The organism is Cupriavidus numazuensis, from assembly GCF_905397435.1.
In the GTDB taxonomy this organism is placed as follows: domain Bacteria; phylum Pseudomonadota; class Gammaproteobacteria; order Burkholderiales; family Burkholderiaceae; genus Cupriavidus; species Cupriavidus numazuensis.
The window spans coordinates 1-14,139 of the sequence record NZ_CAJPVI010000009.1 but is presented as its reverse complement, the minus strand read 5'-3'; the positions used below and the strand labels follow the sequence as shown (position 1 = coordinate 14,139).

Here is a 14,139-nt window from a genome sequence, read left to right as displayed (position 1 = left end):
ATCAGGTGGTAAGGTCATCATACAAATTTAACCGCGATATGTTACCGAGCGTAAACCCTGATCTGGTGCTTCCTGCACTGGTCAGGTGCAGCCAACAGCGATTGGATTGTGGCGTATCATGGCGGCCGCTGGGCTGCCATATCCGTGGTCCGGCTTGCCTTTACGTCATTTCCCACGCATCGCCATGTCTGTCTCCATCCTGATCTGCCCCTGGTCCGAAGCCCGTGAACGCGCCCGCGCCATCCGCTACACCGTGTTCGTCGAAGAGCAGGGCGTCCCGGTCGAGCTCGAGTGGGACGAATGGGATGAGCCGAGCTGGCATGCACTGGCGCTTGCCGAAGACGGCACGCCGGTCGCCACCGGCCGCTTGCTGCCGGACGGGCATATCGGCCGCATGGCGGTGCTCGGCTCGGTGCGCGGCACCGGGGTCGGCGCGCTGGTGCTCGAAGCGCTGATGCAGAAAGCCGCCGAACTGGGTTACCCCGAACTCGTGCTCAACGCGCAGACGCATGCCGCGCCGTTCTACGCGCGCGTCGGCTTTGCGCAGGTCGGGGATAAGTTCGAGGAAGCTGGCATCCCCCATGTGGAGATGCGCAAACGGCTGGGCGCCTGATCAGCGCGGCGCCGGTACGGTGCCTGTGTCGCGCGCCAGGTTCAGCTTGCCACGGTAGGAGACCTCTCCGGTCTGGCCGCTCGCGTCGAAGCTGCGCTCGCTGAGGTCGAAGCGGCCGTCATGGCGTACGCGCAGCACGGTGCTCGCGCGCGTGCCGTAGTTGCCCGAGCGGATAAACGCGGACGACAGCAACTTTTCCCACTCCGGCGCGACGCCGGTCGACGGCAGCTCGAAATCGGCGGCCTGCCGGTTATCGGCGAGCAGTTTCAGATACGGTTCCGCGCTGGCATTGGCATGGCCGGTATCGGCCGCCAGCACTTCCGCAAGCGCGCCCACGCGGCTACGTACCTTTGGCCACGGTGTGTCGAGTAGCGCGTTGGACAGCCCGTACAGCCCCGGGCGCAGCCGCTGTGGCTGGCGCGAGGCGGAGCGGTTGCTGTACCACCAGAGTTCATTCAGGTCGCTGGCCAGCAGGTTGAAGCCGTTGTAGCAGCCGTCGGCGCCCGCGAGCGCGCCGAGGTAATCGGCGGGCGCGTCATGCCCACGCAGGAAGCCGGACACGAGTTCTCCGCGCGAACGCGCATCGGTGCGTTTTTCCGATGGGGCGCGATAATTGGTCAGCGCGGCAAAGCGGCCGTCTCCGGCGACGCCCATCCAGGTCCCGGGCTCGCCGATCACGTCGGCCAGGTCACGGCCGGCGAGCACGTGGGAGGCATCCTGCCACCAGTGCGCCGGCGCGGCCGGCCGGACATAGAATTCGTCGCGATTGCCGGCCACCACCAGGGCATAGTCCGGGTGTGATTGCCAGGCAACCAGGATCAGGCACATTGCTTTGCTTCCTTTACTGCGTTAACTGAGTACGGCCTAGAGGATGTCCAGGTCGATGAAGTGCTCGACCTGGCGCTCGCCATCTATCCATTGCTCCAGCCCGCTCTGGCGCCACAATCCGGCAAGCGTGGCGTCGAAGGCGGGCGGGACATCGGCATAGCATTCCATCCAGGTCTGCACGCCGGCACGGGTTTCCGGCCTGCGCATCAGCGTACCACCAATTCCGGTCGCTTCGGCAACCGTCTCCATCCAGCGGTGCCAGTGCGGCAGCGCCTCGGCCGCGAGCGCCTCGGGGACGCGGAAATAGACGAAGACGTGATCGCTCATGGCAGCGTCCTGCGGGTCAGCCGGCAGCCTGGGTGGCTTCCGGCAGTGGTACTTCGTAGGGGAGTTCACCCACCGTCAGCGCGGCGCCTTCGGCGCTGCCCAGATGCAGGGCCGCCGCGGCCGCATCGATCTTCAGTTCGGCAAGGCCTGCCCAGCCGCCTTGCGGCGCCGGGGCGGCATTGACGACCATGCCGCACGGCTGCTGCGGATCTTCCGGTCGGAAGATCTCCGTAGCCGGCGCCGGTACGGCTCCCTCTCCCTTTACCAGCCACATGCGGCGCTTGAGCGTGCCGCGGTACTGGCTGCGTGCCACGATTTCCTGGCCCGGGTAGCAGCCCTTGCGGAAATTGACGCCGCCGACCAGTTCGAAATTGATCATCTGCGGCACGAACTGCTCCTGTGTCGCCGTGACGATGCGCGGGATGCCGGACTGGACATCGAGCCAGTCCCAGAATGCCGCATCGGCTTCGGCCAATTGCCCGCTCAGTGCAGCACGGATTTCGCCGGCGCGTTCGGCCTGCAACACGACTTGCCAGCGCGGTTGACCGGCGGCGTCCGGCAGGCGGATGACGGTTGCGCCTTCAACGCTGGCCGAGGCGAACACTGCATCGGGCGCGGGCAGTCCGGCCTGCGCCAGCGCTTGTGCGGCTTGCGGTCCGGCCGCAGCCAGCACGGCCACATTGGGGGTCATGTCGCTCAGCTTCGCCTTGGCGCGCAGCACGAACATGCTCAGGCGCTTCTGCAGCGCGGGTTGGATGTCGGCCGACAGTTGCAGCACGATGCCGTCGGCATCGCGCCACATCAGGAAGCTGGCCTGCAGGCGGCCCTTGGGCGAGCAGTAGCCCGCCAGGCGTGCGACGCCCGGCTCGAGGTCTTCGACCGCGTTGGTCAGCTGCGTGTGCAGGAAGGGGGCGGCATCATCGCCCGCCACGCGGATCCATCCGAGCCCGGCCGGTGCGCAGACAACGCCACTATTCTGCAAGGCGTCAAAGCTGGCGGCGAGGTTCTTGGCTGGAGCATTCATTTCAGGCATTCCGATCAGGCAATTGGGTGCATTGGACTCGTGCGCGCCGCGGTTCACCGACCGGCAAAGTCGTGGCGGCGCAAGGCTCCCGGTATTATATGAGGCTGCCGGCATTTCAGCCGGCGCCGGCAGCGCGCGGCGGGGGCATCACCCGCGGTCCGGACGCTGCCGTGACCGAACGGATTTCATGACACGTCTTTTTCTACGCCTGGGACTGCTTGTCCTGGTTCTTGCTGCGGCTGCCGCCGGCGCTTTCGCGTGGTGGGCCAACCAGCCCCTGGGCCTGTCCGCATCGCCCGTCGAGGTCGTCATCAAGCCGAATTCCGGCGTCGCCAGTGTCGGCCGCCAGCTGCAGCGCGGCGGCGTCAGTATGGATCCGCGCCTGTTCCAGGTGCTCGTGCGGCTTACCGGCCACGGTCCCGACCTGAAAGCTGGCGGCTACACATTCGAGAGGGGCATCACGCCGCTGGGCGTGGTTGGCAAGCTGGCGCGCGGCGAAGTCACCCACTATGTCGTCACCGTGATCGAGGGCTGGGAATTCCGCAAGATGCGCGCCGCCGTGGATGCCAGCCCGGCCCTGCGCCATGACACGAAGGACATGTCCGACGCCGATCTGATGAAGGCGATCGGCGCCACGGAAGCCGCCCCGGAAGGGCTGTTCTTCCCGGACACCTACCTGTTCTCGCGCGACAGCAGCGATATCGAGCTGTACCGCCATGCCTACAAGGCGATGCAGCGGCGGCTGAACGAGGCCTGGAACGCACGCGCCGCGGACCTGCCCTACAAGACGCCTTATGAGGCGTTGGTGATGGCGTCGATCGTCGAGAAGGAAACGGGCCAGGCCACCGAGCGGCCGATGATCGCTGCGGTCTTCGTCAACCGCCTGCGCAAGAGCATGATGCTGCAGACCGACCCGACCGTGATCTACGGCATTGGCGAGCGCTTCGACGGCAACCTGCGCAAGCGCGACCTGCAGACCGACACGCCGTACAATACGTACACGCGTACCGGCCTGCCGCCCACGCCGATCGCGCTGCCGGGCCTCGCCTCGCTGGCCGCGGCCACCGCGCCGGCCCCATCCGACGCGCTGTATTTCGTGGCGCGCGGCGACGGTACCAGCCATTTCTCCAATACGCTTCCCGAACACAACCGCGCGGTCGATCAGTACCAGCGTGGCAAATAGACATTCATGCGCGGAAAATTCATTACCTTCGAAGGCATCGACGGCGCCGGCAAGAGCACCCATATCGACGGGGTGGCCGCGCGGCTGCGCGAGCGCAAGGATATCCCGGCCGTCGTCACCACGCGCGAGCCGGGCGGCACGCCGCTTGGCGAGGACCTGCGGCAAATCCTGCTGCATCGGAAGATGCACCTGGAGACCGAGGCGCTGCTGATGTTCGCGGCCCGGCGCGAACACATCGCGGAGGTCATCGAGCCGGCGCTGGCGCGCGGCGAGTGGGTGATCTCGGACCGTTTTACCGATGCCACCTTTGCTTATCAGGGCGGCGGCAGGGGACTGGCCACGTCCCGGCTCGAAACGCTGGAAGCCTGGGTGCAAGACGGCCTGCAGCCGGACCTGACGCTGCTGTTCGACGTGCCGCTGGAAACCGCGAGCGAGCGCCTGGCCGGTGCGCGCGAGCCGGACAAGTTCGAGGCGGAATCGCGCGCTTTTTTCGAGCGTACCCGCGCCGAATACCTGCGCCGCGCCGCGCAGGCGCCCGAGCGTTTCCGCGTGATCGACGCCACGCAAAGCATCGAAGCCATTCGCGTCGAGCTTGAGCAGATCCTCTCAATGCTTTGATTTTCAAGCGTTATATTGATCGATAATAATGCACCGACTCCGTGCCGTTGCGCTATCCGCAGCGGCATGGTTGTAAAGGTAATTCTTCAGCTTTCGCGGCTAACTGACTGATTCGCATGCTCTATCCCTGGCAAACGGAAGACTGGCAACGGCTTGGCGCGCTGCGCGAGCGGCTCCCCCATGCATTGCTGATCCATGGCCAGCAGGGCACCGGCAAGCGTGACCTGGCGCTGCACTTCGCGCAGGGCCTGCTGTGCGAATCGCCCCGGCCTGACGGCCAGCCCTGCGGCCAGTGCGCCGCCTGCCACTGGTTCAGCCAGGGCAACCATCCCGACTTCACGGTGGTGCGTCCCGAAGCGCTGGAAGCCGGCGGCGAAGGCGAGGCCGATGACAGCGGCAAGAAGAAGGCGCCCAGCAAGATCATCCGCATGGAGCAAGTGCGTGCGCTGATTGATGCGGTGGGCGTAGGCACGCACCGGGCGGGCCTGCGCGTTGTGGTGATCTACCCGCTGGACGCGCTGCAGGTCGAAGGCGCCAACGCGCTGCTGAAGACGCTCGAGGAGCCGCCGTCGTCGACGGTCTTCCTGCTTGTCACGGATCGTCTTGACCGCATCCTGCCGACCATCCTGTCGCGCTGCCGCCAGTTCTCGACCCAGCGACCGACGCCGGAAGCGGCGCTGGCCTGGCTCAAGGGCCAGGGCGTGGCCGACGCCGAGGCGCAGCTTGCGCTGGCCGGCGGCTCGCCGTTGACGGCGCTGCATGCCGCCGAGGCCGAGGAACAGCCGCTGCAGCGCTGGCTGGTCGGCCAGCTTGGCGCTGGCGCCGAATTCGATGCGACTGGTGCGGCGGAACAACTACAAAAGCTGCCGGTGCCCGCCGTGCTTGGCATCCTCCAGCGCTGGACGTACGATCTGCTGAAGTGCCGGCTCGACGCCTCGGGCAGTGCGGTGCCTCGTTACTTCCCGAAGGAGCGCACCGTGCTGACCCGCTGCGCGGGCGCCTCCAGCGCGCGCCGGCTGCAAGCGTTTGCCACGCGCCTCAACGCGCACCGGCGCAGCGAGAACCATCCGCTCGCCGCCCGGCTCGTGATGGAATCCGTGTTTCTCGAATACCGGCAGTTGTTTCACTGACAGCGCCAAGGCAGCACGCGGGACCCGGCGAGAGCCGGGTTGCAGTACCAAAACACCTATAAAACAAAGCTGTAGCAGGTCAGAAAGGGGTCAGTCATGAGTACAGATGTCGCAACCGTGCCTCCACGTGTGGCAGGAACCGCGGCCACAGCGCCGTCGCGGCCCAACGTGTTGTCCTTGTCGATCAAGGATCAGGCGGGACTCTACGCCGCCTACATGCCGTTCCTGGCGCGCGGCGGGATCTTCGTGCCGTCGAACCGGCCGTTCCGGCTCGGCGAACAGGTGTTCCTGGTCCTGTCGCTGCTGGACCGGCCCCAGAAGTACCAGGTGGCTGGCCACGTGGCCTGGATCACGCCGCCGGGCACGCCGATGAAGACGCCGGGTGTTGGGGTGCATTTCCCCGATGACGACAATGGCCGCAACCTGCGCCGCGCCGTCGAGGAAATCCTTGGCAAGCAACTGGAATCCGGCCGGCCCACGCAAACCTTGTGAGGGTCGAGAGGTTTGCCTCGTAACTGATTGTTAATAATGAATTTTGTAGATTCGCATTGCCATATCGATTTCCCCGACCTGGCCGCCCGACTGCCTGAACTGCTGGACAATATGCGCGCCAACCAGGTGTCGCATGCGCTTTGCATCTCGGTGACGCTCGAAGATTTCCCGCGCGTGCTCGCGCTGGCCGAGCAGCATCCGAACCTGTATGCGTCGGTAGGCGTCCACCCGGACTATGAGGAGGGGGAAGAGCCCTCGCTGGAACGCCTGCTGGAGCTTTCCGCACACCCGCGCGTGGTTGGCACTGGCGAGACCGGCCTGGACTACTACCGCCTGAACGGCCGCAGCATCGCCGACATGGAGTGGCAGCGCGAGCGTTTCCGCACGCATATCCGCGCCGCGCGCCAGACCGGCAAACCGCTGATCATCCATACCCGTTCGTCGGCCGACGACACGCTGCGCGTGATGCGCGAGGAAAACGCGCGGGAGGCCGGCGGCGTGATGCACTGCTTTACGGAAACCTGGGACGTCGCGAAACAGGCGCTGGACGAGGGATTCCATATCTCGTTCTCCGGCATCGTCACCTTCAAGAGCGCGGCGGACCTGCAGGAAACCGCGCGCAAGGTGCCGCTCGACCGCATGCTGATCGAGACCGACTCGCCATACCTTGCCCCCGTGCCGTACCGCGGCAAGACCAACGAACCGGCCTGGGTCCGCCACGTGGGCGAGTTCATCGCCAAGCTGCGTGACTTGCCAGTGGAACAGATCGCCGAACAGACGACCGACAATTTCTTCAAGCTTTTCAAGCATATCGACAGGGAAGCTCATGTTTGACCTGAAATCCATCCGCAGCCTGACGGGCGCCGTACTGCTCGGCTGCGCGGCGCTGGTCTGGGCCGCGCCGGTCGACGATATGCGCAAGGCCGTGGAATTCGACGACGCGCGCACCGTGCAGAAGCTGCTGGGCCGCGGCGTGGATCCGAACCTCGCGGATAGCCGGGGCGACCCGATGCTGGTCATCGCGCTGCGCGAGAAATCGCTGAAAGCGGCCGCGGCACTGATCAAGGCCAAGGACATCGACTTCGACAAGGCCAACCCGGCGGGCGAGACGCCGCTGATGATGGCTTCGCTTCAGGGCGAGCTGGATATGGTCAAGCTGATGGTCGACGACATGGAGGCCGAGGTGAACAAGACGGGCTGGACGCCGCTGCATTACGCGTGCACGACCGGCCACAACGATGTCGTCAAATACCTGATCGACCACGCCGCCTATATCGACGCCGAAAGCCCGAACGGCACCACGCCGCTGATGATGGCCGCGCGTAGTGGCCACATCGATACCGTGAAGCTGCTGCTCGACGAAGGCGCCGACATGCGCCTGAAGAACCAGCAGGGCATGACGGTGATCGACTTTGCCGAGCGCTACAGCCAGGCGGAAATCGCCAATGGCCTGAAATCGCGCTGGCAGAAGCTGTACCCGCAGGTGCCCATCGTTGCCGCGCCGCCGCTGAAGGCACCCGTCGCGCAGCCGGGCGGCCAGCCGATCAAGGCCGCGCCCGCCAGCGGCAAGTAAGCCGCGCCCCACGGCACGCCGCCAATGGGCGTGACCCCGACCCTAAACCAGCGCCTGCGGCAATGGGCACGCCAGCTGAAGTCGAGCCTGGTGATGCTGTGGTTCTGCAGCCGCCATCCGGACACGCCGCTAGCGGCGCGGATGCTGGCGGTGCTGGTGGTGGCCTACGCGTTTAGCCCGATCGACCTGGTGCCGGATTTCATCCCGGTACTCGGCTATGTCGATGACGTCCTGCTGGTACCGTTGGGTATCTGGCTCGCGTTGCGGCTTGTGCCGGCGACCGTGAAAGCCGACTGCCGCGTACGCGCGGACGCCTGGCAGGCGATGCAGGCCGAGCGCCCGCGCAACCTGTGGGCGGCCGCGATCATCGTACTGGTCTGGGCGCTGCTGGCGTGGCTGGGCTGGCGCTGGTGGTCAGCCCACTGACGCCGTTGCGCGCTCAGGCATCGTCCGCGAGCCGTACGCCGGTGAACTGCCAGCGCTGGTGCGGGTAGAAGAAATTGCGGTAGCTCGCCCGGATGTGCGATTCGGGCGTGACGCAGGACCCGCCGCGCAGCACCATCTGGCTGCTCATGAACTTGCCGTTGTATTCGCCGACCGCGCCGGCACTCGGCCGGAAGCCCGGATAGGGCTGGAACGCGCTGCCGGTCCATTCCCACACATCGCCGAACATCTGGCGCAGCACGCCTGAGGTGTTCTGCCTGTCGGGCAGTGGCCGCAGTGCGCGGCCTTCGATGAAATTCCCCGTGGCCGGCAGGTTGCGTGCGGCGTATTCCCACTCGGCCTCGGTCGGCAGCCGGCGCTCGGCCCATCGCGCGAAGGCGTCGGCCTCATAGAAGCTGATATGCGTGACGGGGCTTTCCGGGTCGACCGGAAGCATGCCGCGCAGTGTCATCTGCCACCAGGTGCCTTCGCGTTCCTCCCAGTACAGCGGCGCCTGGATGCCTTGCTCGCACACCCAGCGCCAGCCATCCGAGAGCCACAAGCCGGCGGTCTGGTAGCCGCCGTCGTCGATGAATTCGAACCACTGGCGGTTGTTGACCGGGTGCGAGCACAGCGTATAGGGCTGCAGGTACACCCTGTGGCGCGGTCCCTCGCAGTCAAAGGCGAAGTCGTCGCCGCCATGGCCGATCTCGACCACGCCGCCGTCAAAGCTGATCCAGTCCGGCGCCGGGCGGGGGTCGGTGATCACAGGCTCCAGCAGTTCTGGCGCGAACGCAGGCCGCAACGGATTCTGCGCGAACAGATGCAGGATGTCGGTCAGCAGCAGTTCCTGGTGCTGCTGTTCATGGTGCAGACCGAGCGTGATGAGGGCTGCTTCGGCGTCCGTCTGGGCCGTGCCGAGCAAGGCCAGCATCGATTCGTCGACGGCCTCGCGATAGGCCAGGATCTCGTCCAGCGACGGGCGGCTCAGTAGCCCGCGGCGGGGGCGCGGATGGCGCGGTCCGACTGACTCGTAATACGAATTGAACAGGAAACGGTAGGCCGGATCGACCGGCTCGTAGCCGGGCAGGCGCGCGGCCAGCACGAATTCCTCAAAGAACCACGTCGTGTGGGCGAGGTGCCATTTCGCCGGGCTGGCGTCTTCCATCGACTGCACTGTCGCGTCGGCGTCCGACAGGTCCGCCACCATGGCCTCGGTGGCGGACCGGATGTGCCGGTACTGCGACAGCAAGGCGGGTTCATGCGGCGGGTGGATGGCGGCGGCTGGCAGCAGGGCTGAAGTCATGCAGGCTCCCGGGATCGGTCGATGACTGGGCGAAGGACGCAACCGGCCGGCGCAGCAGGCTGGCCAGTGACGTCGCCAATGGCACGCGGGGCGCCGTAGCGCCCCGCATTCATCATAGACCCGTTCCGCCCGAGGGGCGAGCCGGTCAGGCAGCCAGACGGGCGCCGTCGTTCAGTGCCGCGATTTCGGTGCGGGCGCTGCTCAGGCCGGCTTCGCGAGCGTCCGGACCCATGGCCAGGCCGTGGGCACGCACGTAGGTGATGTCGGTAATGCCCAGGAAACGGAACACTACGTCCACGGTCTTTTCGTGCAGATCCAGTTCATTGGCATCCTGGCGCACGCCGCCGCGCGACGACACCACGATCACGCGCTTGCCGCCGGCCAGGCCGACCGGGCCGGTCTCGGTGTACTTGAACGTGCGGCCAGCCTGCGCGATGCGGTCGATCCAGGACTTGAGCTGGCTCGGGATGCTGAAGTTGTATTGCGGCACGCCCACCACCAGCACGTCGGCAGCCAGGAACTCCGCCAGCCATGTTTCGGTGCGCTGCAGTTCGGCTTCCTGCACGGCGTTCAGGCCGTCCTTCGGGCCGCCCAGCACGGGCAGCAGATGGCCGGACAGGTGGGCCGGGGCATCCTGGTCCAGATCGCGCACGGTGACCTTGGCGCCGGGGGTGGCGGCGACGAGGTCGGCCACCACGCTGGCGGTCAGGTTACGCGAAACGGAATGGCCACCAAGAACGCTCGAATCGATCTGCAGGATGTTCATGTCTTTCTCCACAAGGTGCGGTTGCGATGGAAGAAAGATAGCGTCTGGCCATTGGTGTCGGTAGTGAGGCAAAATGCAAATAATTGTTCTATTCGTGCAACGAACGCTCCGGCCGCGGCCCATGCCCTCGTTGCGCTGGCGGAGGCCCACATGCAGGATTTGAACGACCTGTCGCTGTTTGCCCAGGTGGTCGAACACGGCAGCTTTTCCGCGGCCAGCCGCGCCACCGGAATTCCCAAGTCCCGCCTGAGCCGGCGTATTGCACAACTCGAACGTGACCTGGGCGTGCAGCTGTTACGCCGTACGACGCGTCAGGTGCGCGTCACGCCGCTCGGCGAGTCCTACTACGAACGTTGCCGGGCCATGCTGAAGGAGGCCGAGGCCGCGCACGAAGTGATCGAACAGGCGCGCGACCAGCCCGGCGGCACGCTGCGCGTGAGTTGCCCGGTGGCCATCGCGCAGATTCTGCTGGCGCCGGCCATCGGCCATTTCATGCGGGCGAACCCGGCCGTACGCATCGAGCTGGAGGCCACGAACCGACGCGTCGACGTGATCGGCGAGGGCTATGACCTGGCCTTGCGGGTGCGTGAGGTCATGGAAGACTCCAGCCTGGCCGTGCGCACGTTTGGCGAGAGCCAGCTCATGCTCGTGGCCAGTCCCGGCTTGCTCGACAGCATCGGCCGCCCGCGTACGCCGCAGGCGCTGGACGGTATGCCGGGCGTGGGACAGAAGCCGCACGACGGCAAGCATGTCTGGATCCTCGGCTGCAAGAGCGGCGAGACAATCCAGATCGCCTACGACCCGCGCCTGGTCACGGACGAGTTCGCGCTGCTGCGCGAGGCGGCGATTGCCGGCATCGGCGTGGCCATGCTGCCGCGCATGTACTGCCGCGACGCGATCGACGCCGGCGAGCTGGAACTGCTGCTGCCGCAGTGGGAAATGCCAGTGGGCACACTGCACGCCGTATTCCCGTCGCGCAAGGGCGTGACGCCGGCCGTCCGGCGTTTCCTCGATTTCCTCAGCGAGATCCTGCCCGAGAACGCGCGCAAGGTCGGCATGCACGAGCCGCGGCAACCGGCCATGCACCGCGCCGTCTGACGGCGCCGCCATGGAGCGCATGCGCCACGCTTGCGCCTTTACCTTCACGCCGCGGGGCACTAAGGTACAGGGGCGAGCCCCGTTGCGTGCGGGCGAAGTCGCTTGGCTCTACCGATGGCCAGCGCTTCCCGGGTGCTCCGACTGTTCTCAACCGGCAAGGAGGATGGCCATGAGCGGCTCTCAGGGTTCGCAGGACTTGGGCAAGGCAGTGTTGCGCATCGTGCTTGGGGTATTGATCCTGATGCATGGCATCGCCAAGCTGAAGGGGGGCGTGGGTTTCGTTGCGCAGACCGCGACGCAGGCCGGGCTGCCCGCGTGGTTTGCTTATGGCGTGTATATCGGTGAAGTCGTCGCCCCCGTGCTGCTGATCATCGGCTTGTGGACGCGTCTGGCGGCGCTGATCGTGGTGGTCAACATGCTGTTTGCGATTGCCCTTGTGCATACGAAGCAGATCGCCATGCTCAACGATACCGGCGGCTGGCAGCTCGAACTGCAAGGCATGTACCTGGCCGCGGCGCTGACGCTGGTGCTTATCGGCGGCGGGCGCCTGGGCCTGGGTGGTGCAGGCGGGAAGTGGAACTAGCCACCGCCGCCAGTTCCTGGAGACGAATCGTGGAACTTCCGAGAAGCAGGACGGCGACGGCTGTCGCCGTGGCATCGGCGTTGCTGGCCGCGTGTGCGAGCGCACCGGATATCAAGACCGATTACAACCACAACACGGACTTCAGCGTGTACCGCAGCTTCGGTTTCGTGCAGAACCCGGGCACGGACCGGCAGGGTTACGAGAGCCTGACCACGCAGTACCTGAAGACCGCCGTGCAGCGGGAGATGACATCGCGCGGCTACCAGTACAACGCCCAGGCGCCCGACCTGCTGGTCAATTTCAATGCGCGCACGCAGGAAAAGGTGCAGGTCACGCCGGCACCGCCGCCGATGATGGGTTATTACGGCTACCGCGGCGGGCTCTACGCGCCGTGGCCGGGCTACGGCTTCTATAACGACGTGTACACGTATACCGAAGGCACCCTGAACATCGACGTCGTCGACCGCAAGGCGATGAAGCTGGTCTGGGAAGGCGTTGCCGTGGGCAGCGTGGATACGCGCGACCAGTCCAATATCCAGCAGCGCATCGACAAGGTCGTGGGACAAATCTTCGCCAAGTACCCGTTCCGCGCTGGTGGCCAGTAGCGATCGTTAGCGACCGGTAGCGAGCGGCAGGGCAGGGGAGTGTTGCCGGCACGCCGCGCTTACGAATACTTGCGCTTTATTGCGCTGCCCGGGGCGATGGCCGGCCGCCTTAACCGCTACAATCGCTGCCCGTAGTTTTGAACGTGGCGTGGCGATCATGGGTTTTGGCTGGTTCGGATTTTCGACTCTGTGGCTGGTGCCGCTGGTGTGGCGGTTCTTCGGCGGCCTGCTGGCGCGCGAACGGCGCTTGTCCGGCCCGGGCTCGCTGCGCATCTGGCTCGGCACGCTGATCGTGCTCTGCGCGAGCGCATCGCTGGAAGCGCTGACCGGCGGCGAAGGCGGGACGGCGGGCGGTTCGGCCGGCCGCGCGCTCGGCGGCATGGTTGGTAACCTGTTCGGCTGGACCGGCGCCTTGTTCGTGATGCTGGGCGTGCTCGCGCTGGCTGCACCGATGGTGTTCGGCGAGACATGGCGCAGCCTGTTCCTGCTGCGCAAGCCGCGCAGCGCGCCGCGCGCCGAAGACGAGCCCGCCGAAGTCGTGCCGACCCAGCCGATGCGTGAACCCGAACGCTGGGAATCGACCGCGGCCAACGGTGCCGCATCCGGCGGCTGGAACGCACCATCGCCTCGCCACCGCAGTTTCGACGCCGTTTCGGCGCGCCGCCAGCCGGCCTGGCAGCCGCCGCCCCGCACGCGCGAGTCGCCGCCCCAGCCCGGCGAGATCTGGCTGCATCATGCCGATTCGCCCGGCGCGGTGAAGCCGCCCGTGCGACCTGCCGCGCAGTCCGCGCCAGAAGCCACGGCACCACGCGCCCAGCAGAATCCGCCGCCGCGCCGTCCGGTGAGCTTGCAAGCTGCCGCCGCGGCCGCTGCAACGTCGACCCCGACCCCGGCCGCTGCATCCCGTCCGTCCACGCCAGCACCCGCTCGCGCCACGGTGGTCAGCACGCCGTTCCGCCAGCCGCAACCGATCGTCCGCTCGACCATCACGACCTTGCCGGAAGCAGCGGCGGCCGCCGCGCCTGCGAAGGCAGCGGCAACGGTCGCGGCTGCCACTGCGGCGGTTGCCCCGGCTGTCGAAGCGGCAGTGGCCAATGTGCCCGCCACGCCGACAACTGAGGTGCTCGCCGAAACGACGACTGATGACGCCGTCGCCGTGGTTGAGCCCATCGTTGTCGAGGCGGATCCGTCCATCGAGATGACCGACAGCCACGCCACCGAAGTGACTGCGCAGACCGCTGAAGTGGACGGGTTTGAGGCGGACGAAGCTACGGTCGAAGCTATCCGCCAGGAGGCGCTGCAACTGCTGGCCGAACTGCAGATGCTGTCGCGCAAGGCAGTGCATGTTCAGCCGGCCGCCGAAGCGCAGGCTCCGATGGCTCCTGCGGTTGAGGAAGCCGCGCCGGCGTCGACGGAATCCGAGGAACCTTCGTCCTTCACCGAACTCACCGTTGAAGCCGAAGCCGAAGCCGAAGCCGAAGCCGAAGCCGAAGCCGAAGCCGAAGCCGAAGCCGAAGCCGAAGCCGAAGCCGAAGCCGAAGCCGAAGCCGAAGCCGAAGCCGAAGCCGAA

Annotated in this window: 16 protein-coding genes and 1 pseudogene; 12 read left to right on the top strand and 5 right to left on the bottom strand. The window is 66.5% G+C overall.

Going from position 1 to position 14,139, the window contains the following annotated elements; genetic code table 11:
• Positions 1-184 precede the first annotated feature (184 nt).
• Complete coding sequence (locus KHO41_RS09050) at positions 185-613, top strand: GNAT family N-acetyltransferase (RefSeq protein ID WP_211952953.1); 429 nt, start codon at positions 185-187, stop codon at positions 611-613.
• On the opposite strand, the gene KHO41_RS09045 is transcribed toward KHO41_RS09050, so the two are convergent.
• From KHO41_RS09045 to ygfZ, 3 genes are read right to left on the bottom strand one after another with little or no spacing between them, the layout of a single operon-like run.
• On the bottom strand, positions 614-1,441 hold the full coding sequence (locus KHO41_RS09045) for an NRDE family protein (RefSeq protein ID WP_211952952.1): 828 nt from the start codon (positions 1,439-1,441) through the stop codon (positions 614-616). It abuts the gene before it with no gap.
• Between the two features lie 36 nt (positions 1,442-1,477).
• Positions 1,478-1,768 (bottom strand): DUF4936 family protein, encoded by a 291-nt coding sequence (locus KHO41_RS09040; RefSeq protein ID WP_211952951.1) that lies wholly within the window; start codon positions 1,766-1,768, stop codon positions 1,478-1,480.
• Between the two features lie 16 nt (positions 1,769-1,784).
• Positions 1,785-2,792, bottom strand: coding sequence for a CAF17-like 4Fe-4S cluster assembly/insertion protein YgfZ (gene ygfZ / locus KHO41_RS09035; RefSeq protein ID WP_376989536.1), 1,008 nt, complete (start codon positions 2,790-2,792; stop codon positions 1,785-1,787).
• A 187-nt stretch (positions 2,793-2,979) separates the two neighbouring features.
• Here ygfZ and mltG point away from each other — a divergent pair, with 187 nt between their 5' ends.
• From mltG to KHO41_RS09000, 7 genes are all read left to right on the top strand, one after another.
• Complete coding sequence (gene mltG, locus KHO41_RS09030; RefSeq protein WP_211952949.1) at positions 2,980-3,975, top strand: endolytic transglycosylase MltG; 996 nt, start codon at positions 2,980-2,982, stop codon at positions 3,973-3,975.
• A 6-nt stretch (positions 3,976-3,981) separates the two neighbouring features.
• On the top strand, positions 3,982-4,593 hold the full coding sequence (gene tmk / locus KHO41_RS09025; RefSeq protein ID WP_211952948.1) for a dTMP kinase: 612 nt from the start codon (positions 3,982-3,984) through the stop codon (positions 4,591-4,593).
• A 116-nt stretch (positions 4,594-4,709) separates the two neighbouring features.
• On the top strand, positions 4,710-5,723 hold the full coding sequence (locus KHO41_RS09020; protein ID WP_211952947.1) for a DNA polymerase III subunit delta': 1,014 nt from the start codon (positions 4,710-4,712) through the stop codon (positions 5,721-5,723).
• 96 nt (positions 5,724-5,819) lie between these two features.
• Positions 5,820-6,215 carry a PilZ domain-containing protein gene (locus KHO41_RS09015; protein ID WP_211952946.1) on the top strand — a complete coding sequence of 132 codons (396 nt, stop codon included), beginning with the start codon at positions 5,820-5,822 and terminating at the stop codon, positions 6,213-6,215.
• Between the two features lie 36 nt (positions 6,216-6,251).
• Positions 6,252-7,049, top strand: coding sequence for a TatD family hydrolase (locus tag KHO41_RS09010; RefSeq protein ID WP_211952945.1), 798 nt, complete (start codon positions 6,252-6,254; stop codon positions 7,047-7,049).
• Entirely contained in the window at positions 7,042-7,788 is a 747-nt protein-coding gene (locus KHO41_RS09005) for an ankyrin repeat domain-containing protein (protein WP_211952944.1), read from the top strand. The genes KHO41_RS09010 and KHO41_RS09005 overlap by 8 nt, the downstream gene beginning before the upstream one ends.
• 24 nt (positions 7,789-7,812) lie before the next feature.
• The gene (locus KHO41_RS09000; RefSeq protein ID WP_211952943.1) at positions 7,813-8,214 is read left to right on the top strand and encodes a YkvA family protein; all 402 of its coding nucleotides are present in this window, start codon (positions 7,813-7,815) and stop codon (positions 8,212-8,214) included.
• Between the two features lie 13 nt (positions 8,215-8,227).
• Here KHO41_RS09000 and egtB read toward each other — a convergent pair whose 3' ends face one another.
• Both egtB and KHO41_RS08990 read right to left on the bottom strand, forming a co-directional pair.
• Positions 8,228-9,517, bottom strand: coding sequence for an ergothioneine biosynthesis protein EgtB (gene egtB / locus KHO41_RS08995; protein ID WP_211952942.1), 1,290 nt, complete (start codon positions 9,515-9,517; stop codon positions 8,228-8,230).
• 145 nt (positions 9,518-9,662) lie between these two features.
• Complete coding sequence (locus tag KHO41_RS08990) at positions 9,663-10,283, bottom strand: FMN-dependent NADH-azoreductase (protein ID WP_211952941.1); 621 nt, start codon at positions 10,281-10,283, stop codon at positions 9,663-9,665.
• 150 nt (positions 10,284-10,433) lie between these two features.
• Between KHO41_RS08990 and KHO41_RS08985 the strand changes: the two genes are divergently transcribed.
• The 4 genes and pseudogenes from KHO41_RS08985 to KHO41_RS08970 form a co-directional block, all read left to right on the top strand.
• Complete coding sequence (locus KHO41_RS08985) at positions 10,434-11,381, top strand: LysR substrate-binding domain-containing protein (protein WP_211952940.1); 948 nt, start codon at positions 10,434-10,436, stop codon at positions 11,379-11,381.
• A 169-nt stretch (positions 11,382-11,550) separates the two neighbouring features.
• Positions 11,551-11,964, top strand: a complete 414-nt coding sequence (locus KHO41_RS08980) for a DoxX family protein (RefSeq protein ID WP_211952939.1) — start codon at positions 11,551-11,553, stop codon at positions 11,962-11,964.
• 26 nt (positions 11,965-11,990) lie between these two features.
• A complete protein-coding gene (locus KHO41_RS08975; RefSeq protein ID WP_376989537.1) occupies positions 11,991-12,569 on the top strand; it encodes a DUF4136 domain-containing protein in 579 nt (192 codons plus the stop codon).
• Positions 12,570-12,726: 157 nt separating this feature from the next.
• Positions 12,727-14,139 (top strand): annotated as a pseudogene (locus KHO41_RS08970) (DNA translocase FtsK 4TM domain-containing protein); the annotation flags it as partial.

What these genes read in the sequence shown, in the direction of transcription:
- KHO41_RS09050 (WP_211952953.1), top strand. Translation starts at nt 185, where the DNA reads ATGTCTGTCTCCATCCTGATCTGCCCCTGGTCCGAAGCCCGTGAACGC.
- KHO41_RS09045 (WP_211952952.1), bottom strand. Translation starts at nt 1,441, where the DNA reads ATGTGCCTGATCCTGGTTGCCTGGCAATCACACCCGGACTATGCCCTG.
- KHO41_RS09040 (WP_211952951.1), bottom strand. Translation starts at nt 1,768, where the DNA reads ATGAGCGATCACGTCTTCGTCTATTTCCGCGTCCCCGAGGCGCTCGCG.
- ygfZ (WP_376989536.1), bottom strand. Translation starts at nt 2,792, where the DNA reads ATGAATGCTCCAGCCAAGAACCTCGCCGCCAGCTTTGACGCCTTGCAG.
- mltG (WP_211952949.1), top strand. Translation starts at nt 2,980, where the DNA reads ATGACACGTCTTTTTCTACGCCTGGGACTGCTTGTCCTGGTTCTTGCT.
- tmk (WP_211952948.1), top strand. Translation starts at nt 3,982, where the DNA reads ATGCGCGGAAAATTCATTACCTTCGAAGGCATCGACGGCGCCGGCAAG.
- KHO41_RS09020 (WP_211952947.1), top strand. Translation starts at nt 4,710, where the DNA reads ATGCTCTATCCCTGGCAAACGGAAGACTGGCAACGGCTTGGCGCGCTG.
- KHO41_RS09015 (WP_211952946.1), top strand. Translation starts at nt 5,820, where the DNA reads ATGAGTACAGATGTCGCAACCGTGCCTCCACGTGTGGCAGGAACCGCG.
- KHO41_RS09010 (WP_211952945.1), top strand. Translation starts at nt 6,252, where the DNA reads ATGAATTTTGTAGATTCGCATTGCCATATCGATTTCCCCGACCTGGCC.
- KHO41_RS09005 (WP_211952944.1), top strand. Translation starts at nt 7,042, where the DNA reads ATGTTTGACCTGAAATCCATCCGCAGCCTGACGGGCGCCGTACTGCTC.
- KHO41_RS09000 (WP_211952943.1), top strand. Translation starts at nt 7,813, where the DNA reads ATGGGCGTGACCCCGACCCTAAACCAGCGCCTGCGGCAATGGGCACGC.
- egtB (WP_211952942.1), bottom strand. Translation starts at nt 9,517, where the DNA reads ATGACTTCAGCCCTGCTGCCAGCCGCCGCCATCCACCCGCCGCATGAA.
- KHO41_RS08990 (WP_211952941.1), bottom strand. Translation starts at nt 10,283, where the DNA reads ATGAACATCCTGCAGATCGATTCGAGCGTTCTTGGTGGCCATTCCGTT.
- KHO41_RS08985 (WP_211952940.1), top strand. Translation starts at nt 10,434, where the DNA reads ATGCAGGATTTGAACGACCTGTCGCTGTTTGCCCAGGTGGTCGAACAC.
- KHO41_RS08980 (WP_211952939.1), top strand. Translation starts at nt 11,551, where the DNA reads ATGAGCGGCTCTCAGGGTTCGCAGGACTTGGGCAAGGCAGTGTTGCGC.